This is a genomic window from Pseudomonas baetica, assembly GCF_002813455.1.
GTDB classification, from domain to species: Bacteria; Pseudomonadota; Gammaproteobacteria; order Pseudomonadales; family Pseudomonadaceae; genus Aquipseudomonas; species Aquipseudomonas baetica.
In genome coordinates, this window is the sequence record NZ_PHHE01000001.1 from 4,969,917 (window position 1) to 4,987,387 (window position 17,471).

Annotated in this window: 18 protein-coding genes; 11 read left to right on the forward strand and 7 right to left on the reverse strand. The window is 60.7% G+C overall.

Going from position 1 to position 17,471, the window contains the following annotated elements; genetic code table 11:
* Positions 1-143 precede the first annotated feature (143 nt).
* The 3 genes from ATI02_RS23100 to ATI02_RS23110 are packed head-to-tail and all read right to left on the reverse strand — an operon-like array spanning position 144 to position 2,727.
* Entirely contained in the window at positions 144-1,193 is a 1,050-nt protein-coding gene (locus ATI02_RS23100) for an alkene reductase (RefSeq protein ID WP_100847474.1), read from the reverse strand.
* 31 nt (positions 1,194-1,224) lie between these two features.
* Positions 1,225-2,391 (reverse strand): MFS transporter, encoded by a 1,167-nt coding sequence (locus ATI02_RS23105; protein ID WP_095191500.1) that lies wholly within the window; start codon positions 2,389-2,391, stop codon positions 1,225-1,227.
* A gap of 33 nt (positions 2,392-2,424) precedes the next feature.
* Positions 2,425-2,727 carry an ArsR/SmtB family transcription factor gene (locus tag ATI02_RS23110; RefSeq protein WP_095191501.1) on the reverse strand — a complete coding sequence of 101 codons (303 nt, stop codon included), beginning with the start codon at positions 2,725-2,727 and terminating at the stop codon, positions 2,425-2,427.
* A 170-nt stretch (positions 2,728-2,897) separates the two neighbouring features.
* Here ATI02_RS23110 and ATI02_RS23115 point away from each other — a divergent pair, with 170 nt between their 5' ends.
* The gene (locus ATI02_RS23115; protein ID WP_100847475.1) at positions 2,898-3,482 is read left to right on the forward strand and encodes an acyl carrier protein phosphodiesterase; all 585 of its coding nucleotides are present in this window, start codon (positions 2,898-2,900) and stop codon (positions 3,480-3,482) included.
* A gap of 102 nt (positions 3,483-3,584) precedes the next feature.
* Here ATI02_RS23115 and ATI02_RS23125 read toward each other — a convergent pair whose 3' ends face one another.
* Together ATI02_RS23125 and olsB are read right to left on the reverse strand one after the other, a co-directional pair.
* Positions 3,585-4,379, reverse strand: a complete 795-nt coding sequence (locus ATI02_RS23125) for a lysophospholipid acyltransferase family protein (RefSeq protein WP_095191503.1) — start codon at positions 4,377-4,379, stop codon at positions 3,585-3,587.
* Positions 4,379-5,134, reverse strand: coding sequence for an L-ornithine N(alpha)-acyltransferase (gene olsB / locus ATI02_RS23130; protein WP_100847476.1), 756 nt, complete (start codon positions 5,132-5,134; stop codon positions 4,379-4,381). Before olsB ends, ATI02_RS23125 begins: the two co-directional genes overlap by 1 nt.
* 153 nt (positions 5,135-5,287) lie before the next feature.
* Here olsB and ATI02_RS23135 point away from each other — a divergent pair, with 153 nt between their 5' ends.
* The 5 genes from ATI02_RS23135 (at position 5,288) to ATI02_RS23155 (ending at position 9,640) form a co-directional block, all read left to right on the forward strand.
* Positions 5,288-6,166: an acyl-CoA dehydrogenase middle domain-containing protein gene (locus tag ATI02_RS23135; protein WP_100847477.1), complete on the forward strand. Its 879-nt coding sequence runs from the start codon at positions 5,288-5,290 to the stop codon at positions 6,164-6,166.
* Between the two features lie 167 nt (positions 6,167-6,333).
* Positions 6,334-7,413: a serine hydrolase domain-containing protein gene (locus ATI02_RS23140; RefSeq protein ID WP_100847478.1), complete on the forward strand. Its 1,080-nt coding sequence runs from the start codon at positions 6,334-6,336 to the stop codon at positions 7,411-7,413.
* The gene (locus ATI02_RS23145) at positions 7,410-7,706 is read left to right on the forward strand and encodes an amidase (protein WP_100847479.1); all 297 of its coding nucleotides are present in this window, start codon (positions 7,410-7,412) and stop codon (positions 7,704-7,706) included. Before ATI02_RS23140 ends, ATI02_RS23145 begins: the two co-directional genes overlap by 4 nt.
* Before the next feature lie 184 nt (positions 7,707-7,890).
* Positions 7,891-8,481, forward strand: a complete 591-nt coding sequence (locus ATI02_RS23150; RefSeq protein WP_100847480.1) for a YceI family protein — start codon at positions 7,891-7,893, stop codon at positions 8,479-8,481.
* Between the two features lies 1 nt (position 8,482).
* Positions 8,483-9,640, forward strand: coding sequence for a phospholipase D-like domain-containing protein (locus ATI02_RS23155; protein ID WP_100847481.1), 1,158 nt, complete (start codon positions 8,483-8,485; stop codon positions 9,638-9,640).
* A gap of 153 nt (positions 9,641-9,793) precedes the next feature.
* On the opposite strand, the gene bglX is transcribed toward ATI02_RS23155, so the two are convergent.
* A complete protein-coding gene (gene bglX / locus ATI02_RS23160; RefSeq protein WP_100847482.1) occupies positions 9,794-12,085 on the reverse strand; it encodes a beta-glucosidase BglX in 2,292 nt (763 codons plus the stop codon).
* Between the two features lie 262 nt (positions 12,086-12,347).
* Here bglX and ATI02_RS23165 point away from each other — a divergent pair, with 262 nt between their 5' ends.
* The 4 genes from ATI02_RS23165 to ATI02_RS23180 all read left to right on the forward strand — a co-directional run bounded on the left by ATI02_RS23165 (position 12,348) and on the right by ATI02_RS23180 (position 15,820).
* Positions 12,348-12,956 carry a LemA family protein gene (locus tag ATI02_RS23165; RefSeq protein WP_095191578.1) on the forward strand — a complete coding sequence of 203 codons (609 nt, stop codon included), beginning with the start codon at positions 12,348-12,350 and terminating at the stop codon, positions 12,954-12,956.
* Between the two features lie 106 nt (positions 12,957-13,062).
* Positions 13,063-13,821, forward strand: coding sequence for a TPM domain-containing protein (locus tag ATI02_RS23170; RefSeq protein WP_095191577.1), 759 nt, complete (start codon positions 13,063-13,065; stop codon positions 13,819-13,821).
* 33 nt (positions 13,822-13,854) lie between these two features.
* Positions 13,855-14,472 carry a TPM domain-containing protein gene (locus ATI02_RS23175; protein WP_095191576.1) on the forward strand — a complete coding sequence of 206 codons (618 nt, stop codon included), beginning with the start codon at positions 13,855-13,857 and terminating at the stop codon, positions 14,470-14,472.
* Positions 14,473-14,605: 133 nt separating this feature from the next.
* A complete protein-coding gene (locus tag ATI02_RS23180; protein ID WP_095191575.1) occupies positions 14,606-15,820 on the forward strand; it encodes a class I SAM-dependent methyltransferase in 1,215 nt (404 codons plus the stop codon).
* Here ATI02_RS23180 and ATI02_RS23185 read toward each other — a convergent pair.
* Positions 15,811-16,785 carry a DMT family transporter gene (locus ATI02_RS23185; RefSeq protein ID WP_095191574.1) on the reverse strand — a complete coding sequence of 325 codons (975 nt, stop codon included), beginning with the start codon at positions 16,783-16,785 and terminating at the stop codon, positions 15,811-15,813. The genes ATI02_RS23180 and ATI02_RS23185 overlap by 10 nt on opposite strands.
* 281 nt (positions 16,786-17,066) lie before the next feature.
* On the opposite strand from ATI02_RS23185, the gene ATI02_RS23190 reads away from it, so the two are divergent.
* Positions 17,067-17,411 (forward strand): YegP family protein, encoded by a 345-nt coding sequence (locus ATI02_RS23190; protein WP_095191573.1) that lies wholly within the window; start codon positions 17,067-17,069, stop codon positions 17,409-17,411.
* Positions 17,412-17,471 lie beyond the last annotated feature (60 nt).

Genomic DNA, 17,471 nt, shown 5'->3' on the forward strand with positions numbered 1-17,471 from the left:
AGCGAGCCAGGCATTTTGTAGGGATTTTGTGTCGCTGGTGTGAACGAGTGTTGCCAATGCCCGGTAACCGCTGGCGAAAAAAAGCCCCCGGCTCTCACAAGTCGGGGGCTTTTGCGTGTGTGCTGCCTCGTACTGAATAACGCTTACAGCGTCGGATAGTCGATATAGCCGACCGGGCCCTTGGCGTAGAACAGCTCTGGACGCGCCTCGTTCAGCGGCGCATCGGCTTTCAAACGCGCTGGCAGATCCGGGTTGGCAATGAACGGCACACCGAACGCCACGGCGTCCGCCTTGCCGCTGGCCAGCCACGCGTTGGCGCTGTCCTTGGTGAAGCGCTCGTTAGCGATATACGGGCCGCCGAAGGCTTCCTTGAGTTGCGGGCCGAGGCTGTCGGCGCCTTCTTTCTCGCGGGAGCAGATGAAGGCGATGCCACGCTTGCCCAGTTCCCGTGCCACGTAAGTGAAGGTTTCAGCCAGATTGTCATCGCCCATGTCGTGGGAATCGGCGCGCGGTGCCAGGTGCACACCGACACGGCCGGCGCCCCAGACTTCGATGGCGGCGTCAGTCACTTCCAGCAGCAGGCGGGCACGGTTTTCCAGGGAGCCGCCGTAGTTGTCGGTGCGCTGGTTGGTGCTGCTTTGCAGGAACTGGTCGAGCAGGTAGCCGTTGGCGCCGTGGATTTCCACGCCGTCGAAACCGGCGGCTTTGGCGTTTTCGGCACCGGTGCGGTAGGCGTCGACGATGTCGGCGATCTCAGCGGTTTCCAGTGCGCGCGGGGTTGGGTAGTCGGCCATTGGGCGCACCAGGCTGACGTGGCCCTCAGGCTGGATGGCGCTCGGTGCGACCGGCGCTTCGCCGTTGAGGTACGACGGGTGGGAAACCCGGCCGACGTGCCACAGTTGCAGGAAGATCTTGCCGCCTGCGCCGTGAATGGCTTTGGTCACGTTGGCCCAGCCACGCACTTGATCGTTGGACCAGATGCCCGGGGTATCCGGGTAGCCCACGCCCATCGGCGTCACCGAAGTGGCTTCGCTGAGGATCAGGCCGGCAGAGGCGCGCTGCACGTAGTACTCGGCCATCAGCGCGTTCGGCACACGGCCTTCATCGGCGCGGCAGCGGGTCAGCGGGGCCATGATGATGCGGTTGGACAGCTCGAGGTCGCCCAGTTTGATCGGATCGAAAATAGTTGCCATGAGATACAACCCTCGTCAGTGAAGTCGTTGATTAGTTGGTCGCGGGGGCCAGATCGGCATTGCCGTTCTGACGGAAAGTAATCAGGGTCACCAGCAGGGCGAGTACCGCCAAAGCTGCTGCGGCCAGCGGTACGCTGGTCAGGCCGAAACCATGGGCGATAACGCTGCCGCCGACCCAGGCGCCGAGCGCGTTGCCGACGTTGAAGGCGCCGATGTTCAGGGTCGAGACCAGGTTCGGTGCAGCTTTGCCGAACGTCACGACGTTGATTTGCAGTGCCGGTACGGCAGCGAAAGAGGCGGTGGCCCAGAGGAACAGGGTGATCTCAGTCGGGATCAACGCGACGCTGGTCCAGCTCAGCACGGTGGAGACCACGGCCATCGACACGAACACGCCGATCAGGGTGGCAGCGAGGCGTTTGTCCGCCAGTTTGCCGCCGATGATGTTGCCGACCGTCAAACCGAGGCCAATCAACAGCAGGGTCCAGGTCACGCCTTTTGGCGAGACACCGGTGACATCGCCGAGCAGCGGCGCGACGTAGGTGAAGAGGGTGAACATCGAGGCGGCGAACAGCGCGGTCATGCTCAGGGACAACCAGATACCGGCACCTTTGAGGGCGGCGAGTTCGGCGCGCATGTCGAGTTTTTCTTCGTCACGCTTGGCTGGCAGGAAGCGGATCAGGCCGATCAGTGCGATCACACCGATCACGGTCACAGCCCAGAAGGTCGAGCGCCAGCCGGCTTCCTGACCTAACGCCGTGCCCAGCGGCACGCCGAGGACGTTGGCCAGGGTCAGACCGGTGAACATCAAAGCGACCGCCGAAGCGCGTTTGTTCGGCGCCACCAGACCTGCCGCCACCACCGAACCGATACCGAAGAACGCACCGTGGCACAGCGCGGTGACGACACGGGCAAACATCAGCACGTTGTAGTCACTGGCGATGGCGCAGAGCAGGTTGCCGACAATGAAGATGCCCATCAACGCTACCAGTGCAGCCTTGCGCGGCAGTCTGGCGGTGGCCAGTGCCATGAACGGCGCACCGATGGCCACGCCCAGGGCGTAACCGGTCACCAGCCAGCCGGCGCCGGGAATCGACACACCGAGGTCGGCCGCCACATCGGGCAGCAGGCCCATGATGACGAACTCAGTGGTGCCGATGGCGAAGGCGCTCAAGGCGAGTATGAGTAGCGAGAGGGGCATCGTTGATTCCTTGTGGCTGGCTGACGTTAAGGGTCAGAGCTCTTTACTGAGGGTGTTGAGGAACGCCTGGATCACGTCCTCGTTGCGTTTGAAAAAGTGCCACTGCCCGGCCTTCTGGCTGCTGATCAGCCCGGCGCGTTGCAGGGTGGCGAGGTGGGCAGACACGGTCGACTGCGACAGGCCGCAGCGTTGATCGATCTGCCCGGCGCAGATGCCGTACTCGTGGTTGTGGATCTGTTCCGGAAACTGGGCTTTGGGATCTTTCAGCCAGATGAGGATGTCTCGCCGTACTGGGTGTGCCAGGGCTTTTATTATTTCGTCGAGGTCGATGTTCATGGCTTGGGGGCTCGTGATGTCTGTAGCGCTATATCGCGATGAGGCGAACTTTAAATCGGTATTTCGCGATATACAAATATGATTTTGATCTGATGACCGTATAAATCGGTATATCGGGTTATAACGATACGTTGAGTGTAACGATGAAAGCGCAGTGCTAAGCTGCGCCCATGAACTATCTCGCACATTTGCACCTCGGTGGCCAGCGCCCCGAGCAATTACTCGGCAGCCTGTATGGCGATTTCGTCAAAGGCCGGCTGCAAGGGCAGTTTGCCCCGGAGCTCGAGGCGGCGATTCAACTGCATCGACGGATTGACGTGTTCACCGATCGCCATCCGTTGGTGGGCATCGCGCTGGGGCGCTTTTCCGATACCCGGCGGCGCTATGCCGGGATCGTCCTCGATATGTTTTTCGATCATTGCCTGGCGCGGGACTGGAGGTTGTACGCCGATCAACCGTTGGAGCAGTTCACCGCTGATGTTTATCGCGTGTTGTCTCGCGAGCAGCAATTGCCCGGGCGACTGGCGAAGATCGCCCCGCACATGGTCGCCAATGACTGGTTGGGGTCGTATCAGGAATTTGAAGTGCTTGATCAGGTGTTGCGCGGGATCTCCCGGCGACTGAGCCGGCCGGAGGAACTGGCGGGGGCGATGCAGGAATTGCGGCGGTTGTATGAGCCGTTGAGCGAGGACTTCCGACTTTTCTACCCACAACTCCAGGACTTCGCACAAAAACCTGATCCAATGAGGATCTAAATGTGGGAGCGAGCCTGCTCGCGAAGGCGGCGTTTCATTCAGCATCTATATTGGCTGAGACACCGCTTTCGCGAGCAGGCTCGCTCCCACAGGGGGGGGATTTCAAGCAGCAATCAATTCGCCGGCGCGACGCGGTTCAGCCGGTTTCGCGACCTCACCAAACAACACCTTCTGCACCGCCTGCTGCGCTTCGAACGCCAGCGCTGCACGCTCGCGGCCCTGACAGGCAATCGGCTTGAGCACATGCACCTCGACATCGCCGCAATCATTGCTGAACAGACGCATCAGGTGCGACAGCAGATCATCGTCACCAATGAACGGCGCCAGTGCATCGATTTCGCCGTCACGCAGATAACGGATCGCCACCGGTTGCAGCATCACCTCTGAATCAATCGCCGCCGACAGCAAGCGGCCGTGAAAGGTACGCAGTGAACGGCCATCGGTGGTGGTGCCTTCCGGGAACATCAGTAGCGAGTGATCGGTTTGCAGGTGACGGGTCATCTGCTTGCGGATCAATTGGCTGTCGCCCGAACCGCGACGGATAAACAGGCTGCCAGCCTTTGCCGCCAGCCAGCCGGCCACCGGCCAGGTACGCACCTCGGCCTTGGACAAAAACGACAGCGGCGTGAGCATGCCGAGCAGTGGAATGTCCGTCCATGAAACGTGGTTGCTGACCCACAGCATCGGCTGTTCCGGCAGTTCACCGTGAACCGTCACGCGAAAGGGCAGGGCATTACTCAATCGAGCCATGAAAAACCGTGACCAGCGCTGCCGACGCTCCATCGAATGCGCCAGGCCAATCCGTTCGAACACGCCGAAGACACTGGCCATGGTCAACCCCAGTGTCACCACCGCCAGCACTCGCGCGATCCGCGCGTACACCCGCAGCCGGCTCATTACACGGCCGCCTTGAAGTGCTTGGCGTAGCGCGGGCAGAGTTCGTCGCGCTTGAGCAGGATGAACACGTCGGCGACCTGGAAATCTTCGTCCCAGCATGGCTCGCCGCAGATCTTCGCGCCCAGACGCATGTAAGCCTTGAGCAGCGGCGGCATTTCGGCGATCACGTTGGATGGAATATCCAGGGTTGGCAGCGGTTTTTTTGGCTCCGCGCGCAGGTGTTCGGTGCACAGATAGCGCTCACGCAGACGCTGCATGATCGCGTGGGCCTGCACGCCGCCATCCTGCATCGGAATGCTCGCGCAACCCATCAGGTAGCTGTAGCCGCCCTGATTCAACACTTCGGCGAGTTCGCCCCACAGTACGGCGATGGTGCCGCCGTTGCGGTAGGCCGGGTCGACGCAGGTGCGGCCGATTTCGAGGATCGGGCCTTTCAGGTGCGCGAGGCCATGCAGGCTGAATTCTTCTTCGCTGTAGAACTTGCCCAGGGTGCTGGCGGCAGTGTGATCAAGCAATCGCGTGGTCGCCACCAAGCGTCCGGTGTTCAGGTCACGCACGCCGATGTGGCTGCAGTGAACATCATAATCATCCATGTCCAGACCCAGTTCCGCGCCTTTCAGCTTGGCGTTGAATTCGCCGCTGAATACGCTGAAGCGCAAGGCCTGGGCTTGCTGCAAAGCTTGCGCGCCGATCAGGCGTTCGGCTTGCAGGCGGCGTTCATTGCCGGTGTCGCTGATGCGGGCGATCTGAGTCATGTGAATCTCCGTACGGGCCTTTAACCCGTCGTGGGTTGCAGCCGATCGACTTTCTTTATGCAGCCGTGTTGTGCAAAGTCAGGCTATGTAGCCCCGGTGTCATCGCCATGAACGTTCGGTGATGCTTATATGACAGCCCACAAGGAGCCTCTTATGCTCTGGTCAGATCTGCTTCAAAGCCGTGAACGATTGCCCGCCGTTGCTGACCTGGCGGAGGGTTTTGCGACGTTGTTGCAGCAACTGGGCAACGTCACGCCGTTCGAATTGGCGGTGGCGGGTGGCCGGCGGATGGCCACGCCGGGGCTGGCGTTTCTGGTCGGTTATCAAGCGGCGTTGCGCATGCTCTGGCCGAGCGCGCCGCTGAGCCTTGGAGCGTTGTGTGCGACAGAACAGCGCAGCTTGCGCCCGGCCGACATGCAGACACGGCTGACCGATTTGCGCCTGAGCGGGCGCAAGGATTTCGTCACCGCCGGCGATGCGGCGGACTGGCTGTTGATTGCTGCGCGCGGTGAATTGCCCGGTGAGGCGCCGCGCCTGAGTCTGGCGGTGGTATATCCCGGTGAGCCCGGTGTGACGCTGGAAAAACTACCCGCACTGCCGCTGATGCCGGACATCAGCCATGGCCGGCTGCACCTCGACAGCGCGCTGTGCGAGTTGCTCGCGGGGGATGGTTGGGATGCTTACGTCAAACCGTTTCGCACACTGGAAGATGTCTATGTGCTGAGTGCGATGACCGCGTGGTTGTATGGCGTCGGGCAGGACAGCGACTGGCCGCAGGCCCTGCAATTGCGCTTGCTGGCGCTGTTGGCCGGGTGTGCGGAAATGAGTCGGCAGTCGCCGAACAATCCGGCCGGGCATGTGTTGTTGGGTGGGCTGTTTGCGCAGTTTGATTCGTTGAAACCCGAGATCGATCAGGCGTTGGCTGGAGGCAGTCCGGAGTGGGCGGCGATGTGGCAGCGCGATCAGTCGGTGATGCAATTGGCTTCGGGGGCCCGGGCCAAGCGGCTGGCCAAGGCTTTGGCGTTGAACTGACTGGCCTTTTCGCGAGCAGGCTCGCTCCCACAGTTAATCGAGTTTCTTCAGTTGGAATGCGATCAAGCTGTGGGAGCGAGCCTGCTCGCGAAGGCGGCCTCAACATCAACACACATCTGTCATAAACCCCGACTACCCTCAGCAGGTTCTCCCCCAGAGCCCTCACCATGTTCAAAGGTCTGTCCCTGCTTCTGCTGCTGATCAGTTTCACGGTTCAGGCCTCCGATGAGCAGTGGCCCGGCGAACAATGGCCGGTCGGCCCACAGATCACGGCGATTAAAGACCTTGAGACCTACGCCTTCGCGCCCCGCGACGACAACACTCGCCAAGGCATCCGCACCGACGCATTGCTGATCATTCGCGACGGCCAAATCATCTACGAACGCTACGCCGGCCCGACCACCGAGCAAACCTCGCACCTGACCTGGTCGATCAGCAAAAGCCTGATGGCCTGCGTACTCGGCGTGGCTTACGGCGAAGGTCTGTTCAAACTTGAAGACGCCGCCGTGAAGTTCTACCCGGCGCTGGAGAAACACCCGGCCATCACCCTCGCCAATCTGCTGCACTGGGCTTCGGGGATCGACTGGCAGGAAGATTACGAATATGCGCCACTGAAATCCTCGGTGGTGGCGATGCTCTATACCCGGGGCCATCGCGACATGGCCGCGTTCACCGCCGATCACGATGCTTACGCCGAACCGGGGCAGGCCTTCCGTTATTCCAGCGGCGACAGCAATCTGTTGGCGGCAGCGTTGAAATCCATCGTCGGCCCGCAGCGTTATCCCGATTATCCGTGGACGGCTTTGTTCGAGCCTTTGGGCATACGCCATGCAGTGTGGGAAACCGATGCCAATGGCACGTTCGTCGCCTCGTCTTACGCCTATCTCACTGCGCGGGATCTGGCGCGGGTCGGTCTGTTGATTTCCCGCGACGGACGCTGGAAAGACCGGCAATTGCTGCCCAAGGACTGGGTCGCGTTCAACCTCAAGCCTTTCGCCGGTTACAAGGCCCAGCAGGACGAAGCCGTCCCCGGCGGCCACTGGTGGCTCAATCGCCCGGCGGACGGCGCGCCATCGCCGTGGCCCGACGCACCGCCCGATACCTTCGCCGCGCTCGGCCATTGGGGCCAGGCTTTGTACGTGATCCCCAGCGAAAAACTGGTCATCGTGCGCTACGCCGATGATCGTGACGGCAGCTACAGCCATCACGAACTGCTCAAACACGTGCTGAAGGCGGTGCAGCCATGAAGCGCTTCTTGCTGTTAATGCTGGTCCTGCTGCTCGGCTGGATCGTCTATGAGCGCGAAAACCTGTGGGCCTTCCCCGACATCATCAGCGCCTATACCGCCAAGGAATATTGTTCGTGTCGCTACGTGATGAACAACGACGCCGAGTATTGCCGGGGCTATGTGAAACAGTGGCTGCCCACCAGCGGGTTCAGCGATGACAGCGCGAGCAAGACCATCACCGTCAGCGGCATGGGCCGCCACAACAATGCGCAATGGCAAAGCGAGCGTCAGGGCTGCCGGCTCAATCCCTGAAAACACCCGATTGTTTTTTGTGGGAGCGAGCCTGCTCGCGAATGCAATAGCAGGCGCACCTTCTCTGTTGAGGCAGGTGACGTCTTCGCGAGCAGGCTCGCTCCCACCGGGTGTGATCTTCAGTTTGCAATAACAGCGTGGGCGGTTAAGGTTCGTGCAGGTTTATCGTCCCCACGAGTCTTCAATGTTCAACCGCTCCCTCTGCAAAACCCTGTCGAGCCTGTTGTTGGCTGCCGCTGCGCTGCCGGCCCAGGCCAATTGGTATCTGGATGGCGAGTCATCGCGGCTGTCGTTCGTCAGCACGAAAAACGCCCATGTTTCCGAAGTTCAGCGTTTTCTGGTGCTGCACGGCAAAGTCGACCCCAACGGTCGCGCCGAGGTCGAAGTCGAACTGGATTCGATCAACAGTGGCATCCCGCTGCGCGACGAGCGCATGCGTAAAGAGCTGTTCCAGATCGAGCAATTCCCCGACGCGACCATCACTACGCAAATCGATCTGCGCCCGATCAACGACCTGGCCCCCGGTGCGCAGCTGGAGTTACGCCTGCCGCTGACCGTCAACCTGCACGGCAAGCAGCACGAATACCCGGCCGAGTTGCTGGCAACGCGTCTCGATGACCGGCGCTTTCAGGTGGTGACGCTGGAGCCGCTGGTGATCAACGCCGAGGATTTCGATCTCGTCCCAGGGCTGGAAAGCCTGCGCAAACTGGCCGACCTGTCGGCCATCAGTCTGTCGGTACCGGTGGGTGCGGTGCTGATTTTCACGGCGCGCTGAAATGCGCGGTGCGATCTTCCCTTGGCGTGACGGCAACCGTTTCGAACTGTTGATCGACGGCCCGCAATTTTTCCCGCGCATGCTGGTGGAGATTGCCCGCGCCCAAGAGCAGGTCGAGCTGGAGTTGTATCTGGTCGAGGCGGGCGCCTGTGCCGAAGCCGTGGTGCAGGTACTGGTGCAAGCCGCCGAGCGCGGCGTGCGGGTGCGCTGCCTGTTCGATGATTACGGCAGCCTCGCGTTTACTCTCACTCTGCGTCAGCGCCTGATTCAGGCTGGCGTTGAACTGCGTTTTTACAATCGTCTGAGCTGGCGGCGCTGGGTCGGCAATTTTTATCGTGATCACCGCAAATTGCTGTTGGTCGATCAGCGTCTGGCGGTGGTCGGTGGCACCGGTGTTACCGATGAGTTCTGGACACCCGATACAGACACCAGTGAATGGCACGAAGTGATGGTGGAAATCACCGGCCCGCTGGTGCTCGACTGGCAGGTGCTGTTCGACCGCCAGTGGATCGCCAACCGTCATCGGCGGGCGTGGAAACCGTCGGCGCATGTCGGCCTGCCACGCTTGCCCAAGGTGCCGGACATGGGCGAAGGCATGGGTCGCGTGGCCTATGCCGATGCCCGCCAGCACCGCGACATTCTGCAATCGCTGTTCCGCGCATTGAACAGCGGGCAGCAACGCATCTGGATGGCCACGCCGTATTTCCTGCCCACCTGGAATATCCGTCGCTCCTTGCGCAAAGCCGCCGCTCGCGGTGTCGACGTGCGCTTGCTGCTGACCGGGCCGCGCACCGATCACCCGTCGGTGCGCTACGCCGGGCATCGTTATTACCCGCGCCTGCTCAAGGCCGGGGTGCAGATCTTCGAATATCAGCCGTGCTTCCTGCACCTGAAAATGGTGCTGGTGGACGACTGGGTCAGCATCGGCTCGTGCAACTTCGATCACTGGAACCTGCGCTTCAATCTGGAGGCCAATCTTGAGGCGCTCGATCCGTCGTTGACGGCAGCGGTGGTGGCGAGTTTCGAGAAAGACTTCGGCTTGAGTCAGCGGGTGAGTCTGGAGGAATGGCGGAAGCGGCCATTGTGGCGGCGGGTGAAGCAGAGGGTTTGGGGCTGGGTGGATCGCTTGGTGGTCAACATTCTCGACAGACGCGGTTAACGCCAATTCCGAAACCAGTGGATTCCAATGTGGGAGGGGGCTTGCTCCCGAAGGCGGCATGTCATTCAGCATTTATTTAGCTGATACACCGCATTCGGGAGCAAGCCCCCTCCCACAAAGGCCCTTCTCACACGGGCATTTGTTCCTGAAAAACTACAGCAGTTCGAAACTCTGCTGCTTCACGTCCTGCGAATCCAGGCCGATCTGCACGTTGAACTTGCCAGGCTCTGCCGCGTACTTGAGCTGGGCGTTGTAGAACTTCAGGTCATCCTCAGTGATGGTGAAGTGCACGACTTTCTGTTCACCGGCCTTGAGCATGATTTTCTGGAAGTTCTTCAGTTCTTTCACCGGGCGGATCATCGAACCGGTGACGTCCTGAATGTACAACTGCACCACGGTTTCGCCGTCACGCGTGCCGGTGTTCTTCACCATGACGCTGGCGTCGAGCTTGCCGGTGGCGTTCAGGGTGGTCGACGACAGCGCCATGTCGTTCAGGCTGAAATCGGTGTAGCTCAGGCCATAGCCGAACGGGAACAGCGGGCCGGTCGTGTCATCGAAATACTGCGAGGTGTAGTTGCCCGGTTTGCCCGGCGTGAACGGTCGGCCAATGCTCAGGTGGTTGTAGTAGGTCGGGATCTGCCCCACGGAACGCGGGAAGGTCACCGGCAGTTTGCCCGACGGGTTGTAGTCGCCGAACAGCACGTCAGCGATGGCGTTGCCGCCCTCGGTGCCGCTAAACCAGGTTTCCAGAATCGCGTCGGCCGACTGATTCTCTTCGAGAATGGTCAGCGGACGGCCGTTCATCAGCACCAGCACCAGCGGTTTGCCGGTGGCTTTCAGGGCACGGATCAGCTCGCGCTGGGTCTCCGGGATGTTCAGGTCGGTACGGCTCGACGACTCGTGGGACATGCCGCGGGACTCGCCCACCGCTGCAACGATCACGTCAGCGTCCTTGGCGGCTTTCACCGCTTCGTCGATCAGCACGTTGGCCGGGCGCGGATCATCCACCACTTCCGGGGCATCGAAGTTGAGGAAGTTGAGGTAGTCGAGCACCTTCTTGTCGCTGGTGATGTTGGCGCCACGGGCGTAGATCAGGTTCGCCTTGTCGCCGATCACCGAGCTCATGCCATCGAACAGCGTCACCGATTGCGCCGGCTTACCCGCCGCCGCCCAACTGCCCATCATGTCGATTGGCGCTTTGGCCAACGGGCCGACCAAGGCGACTTTCGCGGTTTTCTTCAGCGGCAGGGTTTCGTTCTGGTTCTTCAGCAGCACCAGGCTGCGGCGTGCCACTTCACGGGCATCGGCGCGGTGCAGACGGCTGTCGGCGTAGGTGTCGGCCGGATCGTCTTCAGCCTTGCCGATGCGCAGGTACGGGTCCTTGAACAGGCCCATGTCGTACTTGGCGGCGAGGACTTCGCGCACGGCGTTGTCGATGTGTTTCTGTTCGATCTCGCCGGACTTGAGCAGCCCCGGCAGCTCTTTGCCGTAGAGGGTGTCGTTCATGCTCATGTCGATGCCGGCCTTGATTGCCAGCTTCGCCGCTTCCCGCCCGTCGCGGGCCACGCCGTGCTTGATCAGCTCGAAGATCGCGCCGTGGTCGCTGACCGCCAGGCCCTTGAAGCCCCAGTCCCTGCGCAGCAGATCGTTCATCAGCCAAGTGTCGGCGGTGGCCGGGATACCGTTGATCGAGTTCAACGCCACCATCACCCCGCCGGCGCCGGCATCGATCGCCGCGCGGTAGGGTGGCAGGTAGTCCTGGTACATCTTCACCGGGCTCATGTCGACGGTGTTGTAGTCGCGACCGCCCTCGACCGCGCCGTACAGGGCGAAGTGCTTGACGCTGGCCATGATGCTGTCGGCGGCGCTCGGGGTTTCGCCCTGATAGGCCTTGACCATGACTCTGGCGATGCGTGAGGTCAGGTAGGTGTCTTCACCAAAACCTTCGGAGCTGCGGCCCCAGCGCGGATCGCGGGAGATATCGACCATCGGTGCAAAAGTGATGTCGAGGCTGTCGGCGGCGGCTTCTTTGGCAGCAACGCGGCCGGACTGGCCGATGGCGTCCATGTCCCAGCTCGACGCCAGGGCCAGTGGAATCGGGAAAATCGTCCGGTGACCGTGGATCACGTCGTAGGCGAAAAACATCGGAATCTTCAGACGGCTGCGCATGGCAGCGTCCTGCATTGGACGGTTTTCCGCGCGGGTGATCGAGTTGAACGTGCCGCCGATGTTGCCAGCGGCGATTTCTTTGCGGATCAACTCGCGGGGCATTTCCGGGCCGATGCTGATCAGACGCAACTGGCCGATCTTTTCGTCGAGAGTCATTTGCTTCATCAGATTAGTGATGAAGGCGTCCTTGTTTTCCAGGGGGACCGGGGTCTCAGCGGCCAGTACTTGATGACTGGCCAGGCTGACGAGCAGACCCAGCAAACACAGCTTCTTCATGAATATTTTTCTCAAGGGCGCAAACGGCATTGCAATGCCGGCCAGCCAAAATGTAGGGAGCGACTATTGTTGTTCGGGTGCGGGCGCAAAAAACACTCAGCCAAAATACGACAATCGACAGTTGGCAGCGTCTGCGCAGGGCCTCTTTTTAGCCCATCGGCCCGTTGCAATCCAGTAGCGCCGCCGATTATGCCCCAAGAGCCGGTCCCGAATGTTTCGCGGGCGGTTTTTAAAATGAAATGTGCCAGGGAGCATCACTGTGATGAATGTAAGTCCAACCTTTCGCTCGCGTTTTCAGGTTGCCACGTTGCTGGTACTGGCAACGCTATTGACCGCGTGTGGGATCAACAACATCCCGACCCTCGACGAGCAGGCCAAGGCTGCGTGGGGCCAGGTGCAGAACCAGTACCAGCGCCGCGCTGACCTGATTCCCAATCTGGTGGAAACGGTGAAGGGCTATGCCGCCCACGAGAAGGAAACCCTGACTGCGGTGATTGAGGCCCGGGCCAAAGCCACGTCGATTCAGGTCGATGCCAATACCCTCGACAATCCCGAAAAGCTCAAGCAGTACCAGCAGGCGCAGGATCAGCTGAGCGGCGCGTTGAGTCGCTTGATGGTGGTCTCCGAGCGTTACCCGGACCTGAAGGCCAACCAGAACTTCCTCGCCCTGCAATCGCAGCTTGAAGGCACGGAAAATCGCATCGCCGTGGCGCGGCGCGATTTCATTCTGGCGGTGCAGAAATACAACACTGAGATCCGCACCTTCCCTGGTCGTCTCTGGCACAGCGTGATGTACAGCGACTTGCCGGTCCGCGAGACCTTCGAAGCCACTACGCCGGATGCCGATAAGGCACCCCAGGTTAAATTCTGAACACAAACCTGTAGGAGCTGCCGCAGGCTGCGATCGTTTGACGTGGGTCTTACAAGCAAGATCAAAAGATCGCAGCCCGCGGCAGCTCCTGCAGGGGGGGATATCCATGCGTGTGTTGAAAATGGGCCTGGTGCTGATGCTGTGGCTGTTCGCCGTCAGCGCCCGGGCCGAGTTGACGTTCCCGGCGCTGAGCGGGCGGGTGGTGGACGAGGCGCAGATGCTCGAGCCATCGGTGCGTGCGCAACTGAGCCAGCAGTTGCAGGCCCATGAGCAGGCGACGGGCGAGCAGTTGGTTGTGGTCACCCTGCCGGATCTGCAGGGCACCACCATCGAGGACTACGGCGTCCAGCTTGGCCGTCACTGGGGCATCGGGCAGAAGGACAAAAACAACGGCGCACTGCTGATCGTCGCCCGCGACGAGCGCAAACTGCGCATCGAAGTCGGTTATGGCCTGGAAGACCGGCTGACCGATGCGCAAACCTCAGTGATCATTCATCAAGTCATTACGCCTGCCTTCAAGACCGGCAATTTCAGCAAGGGCATCAGCGACGGCGTGGCGGCGATGCTGGTGGTATTGGGCGGTAATCCGCTGGACGAGCCGTCGACGGTGTACGAATCCAGTGGTGATCCGCAGAGTGATTTCATCTCCCGGCACCCGGCCTTGTTCGTGTTTCTGGTGATGTTGTTCATCCTGACGGTGTTTGTCTGCCAGATGCTCGGTATCCTTCCCGCCGGCCGTGGCGGCTCCGGTGGCTCGGGCGGCGGCTTTGGTGGGGGGGGCGGATTTGGCGGCGGTGGTGGAGGCGGTGGCTTCAGCGGCGGCGGGGGCAGTTTCGGCGGCGGTGGTTCGTCCGGCGGCTGGTGAGCACACAACAATAATGAGCAGGCACTCTTTGACATGGCATTACTGACTGAACACGAACAACGCAAAGTCGCCGAGGCGATCGCCCGGGTCGAGCGCGACACCGACGCCGAACTGGTGACGGTACTGGCGGCCCGCGCCGATGACTACGCGTACATTCCGCTGCTGTGGGCCAGCCTGCTGGCGCTGGTGGTGCCGGGCGTCGTGCATTACCTGACCGGGTGGCTGACCCTGCGCAGTCTGCTGTTAGTGCAGTGGGGCCTGTTCATCGTCCTGTGCCTGCTGTTTCGTCTGCCGAAGATCACCACCCACCTGGTGCCTCGTCGAGTGCGGCACTGGCGCGCATCGAATCTGGCGCGGCGACAGTTTCTTGAGCAAAACCTGCATCACACGGTGGGCAGCACCGGCATGCTGATTTTCGTCTGCGAGGCCGAGCGGTACGTGGAGATTCTGGTGGACGAGGGAATCTCCAGTCGGCTGGACAATAAAAACTGGGATGCGATTGTCGCGGCGTTTACCGAGCAGGTACGGCAGGGGCGCACACTTGAGGGGTTTGTGCAGTGTGTCGAGGCGTGTGGCGAGTTGTTGAAGGTGCATGTGCCGGTGACGCAGGTACGGAATGAGTTGCCGAATCGTTTGGTGGTGTTGGGATAGGCAAGATCAAAAGATCGGCCGCGATCGGACGATCTTTTGATTTTTGCCGTTCGGTAAATAAGAGCGTGTCCCCAGTCCCCATCCCCCCTAAAATACCCGCCATTCCCGATTCGCCCCCCGAGGCCGCTTGTTCATGTCCGTTACCGCCCCATCCGCCAAATCGGCGCCCGATCACCACGCCCAGTTCATCGAGCTGCTGCAAACCAGCCTTGAGCAGAACGGCTTCATCAAACTGGTGCTGGCCAAGTACGTCGGTGAAGAAGCGGACTTGCAGCGGGTCATCATCAAACCGGTGACGGTCAAGGCGCAGCCGAACCTGTCGTTCGTCTATCGCTACAAGACCCGCGACATCACCAAGAACCTGCCGCTGGCAGAGGGCGTGGCGATGATTGGCGAGTTTCTGCCGGCCACGTTCAAAAATGCGCATTTGCTGACCCTGACGGATGAAGCACAGCTCGAATACAGCAAAAAGGGCAAGAGTTCTCTGTTCAAGAGCAAGCCCCAGCAATTGCGCGAAGCGCCCTCCGCTGAACACAACCGTGAGAAAAACCGCTTTCTGGAGCTGAGCCGTCCGTTCCTCAAGGATCTGGGCGTGACCAATGCGCAGCAAGAGCTAATCCCGGCGATGTCGCGCAAGTGGAAGCAGATCAACAAATTCATCGAAGTGTTCAGCCATGCCCTGACGTCGTCGCCGCTGGCGCTGGACAAACCGGTGCGGGTGGCGGATTTCGGTTCGGGCAAGGGTTACCTGACCTTTGCCATTCACGATTACCTGCGCAATACCTTGAAGGCCGAGGGTGAAGTCACCGGCGTCGAGTTGCGTGAGGAAATGGTCAACCTGTGCAACGCCGCTGCGGCGAAGCTGGATCATCCGGGGCTGGTGTTCAAGTGCGGCGATGTGCGCAGCGTGGCGCCGAGCGAGCTGGACGTGATGATTGCCCTGCATGCCTGTGATATCGCCACCGACTATGCGATCCACACCGGCATTCGTTCGGGCGCGTCGATCATCATGTGCTCGCCGTGCTGCCACAAGCAGATCCGCCTGCAAATCCAGAGCCCGGCGCTGCTCAAACCGATGCTGCAATACGGTTTGCACCTGGGCCAACAGGCGGAAATGGTCACCGACAGCCTGCGCGCTCTGTTCCTTGAAGCCTGTGGTTACGAGACCAAGGTATTCGAGTTCATTTCGCTGGACCACACCAACAAGAACAAGATGATTCTGGCGGTCAAACGCGCCGAACCGGTAGACCCGGCTCAGCTGTTGGTGAAAATTCAGGAGTTGAAGGCGTTCTACAACATCAGCGAGCACTGTCTGGAAACCTTGCTGCGCGCTGACGGCTACCTTTGATCGTGTGGGAGCGGGCTTGCTCGCGAAGGCGTCGGATCAGTCACCCTTTGTGGTGAATGTTGAACCGCATTCGCGAGCAAGCCCGCTCCCACATTTGGTTTGATGGTGGTTTTGCGACCGAGCATCACGGTCGCAATCACCCCGCAGGCAAACACCCAAGTGATCGGCTCGACATGTTCACCAAAGAACAGCGCCGAAAACGCGATGGTGAAGAAGATCTGCAGCAACTGGATCTGACTGACCCGGGCAATGCCACCCATAGCCAGCCCGGCGTACCAGGCGAAAAACCCGAGAAACTGCGAAAACAGAGCCACATACCCAAACGCCCACCAGGTCTTGGCCGATACCGCGCCCTGATGTTGCAGCGCCAGGTACAGCACCGGGCCGAACAACAACGGCGTCGACAGCACCAGTGCCCAGCAGATCACCTGCCAGCCGCCCATCTCTTTGGCCAGTCGGCCACCTTCGGCATAGCCCAGGCCACCCACGGCAATCGCGCCGAGCATCAACAAATCCCCGGCCTGAATGCTCCCGGCTCCGGTAAACAACGCATAACCGAGTACCAGCGCACTGCCCAGCGCGGCGCAGGCCCAGAAGGCTTTTGACGGCCGTTCGTGGGACAACCAAGCGGCATAAAGCGCCACGCACAACGGTTGCAAGCCGTTGACCAACGCGCCGTGAGACGCCGGCAAGGTTTGCATGGCCCAGGCCGACAGCACCGGGAAACCGAGGATCACCCCGGCGATCACCATGCTCAGGCCTTTGACCTGGGCCCACGTCGGCCATTTCTCCCGTCGCCACAACAACAGCAACGCCGCCGGGATCGCCGCGACCAACGCTCGACCCAAGCCATTAAGCAACGGATGCAGTTCCTGCACGACAATGCGAGTGAAGGGCAGGGTGAGGCTGAAAATCACAACCCCGAGCAGGCCGAGGGCCATGCCGGTGTTTTCGCGCGAGGACATGATGGGGACCGGAATTGGAGGTGGCAGGGGATTGCCTTCATCAAGCCATAAACCGGGGGGTTGTGGCTGTTACAGCTAGGCACTTACTTATCCGTACAGTTTGAGATCGCATCGCTGGCAAGCCAGCTCCCACAATGTCCGAGTCGAACACAAAATCCGGGATCGTCTTCGAGCCTGTGGGAGCTGGCTTGCCAGCGATAGGGCCGGTACAGGCGACAGATAATCAGGACTGGTCTTTACTCTGAGGCGCGAAACCTCTTAATCGCGAAGGAGAATCGAGCATGTCCGGATGGTACGAAATCAGCAAAAGCAGCAACGGCCAGTTCAGGTTTGTACTGAAGGCCGCCAATGCCGAAACCATTCTTACCAGTGAGCTTTACACCACCCGCGCGGCAGCCGACGGCGGCATTGCCTCGGTGCAGACCAACAGCCCGCTGGATGAGCGCTACGAGAAGAAAACGACGAAGGATGGCCATCCCTACTTCAACCTCAAAGCCGCCAACCATCAGGTTATCGGCAGCAGTGAGGCGTATTCCTCGGATGCGGCGTGCGCCAAAGGCATTGCCAGCGTCAAGACCAATGGACCGACCAAAACCATCAAGGACAAGACTTTGCCTGTCCTCTGACCTCACTTTCAAATTCAATGCAAATCTTCTGTGGGAGCGAGCCCGCTCGCGAAAGCGGTG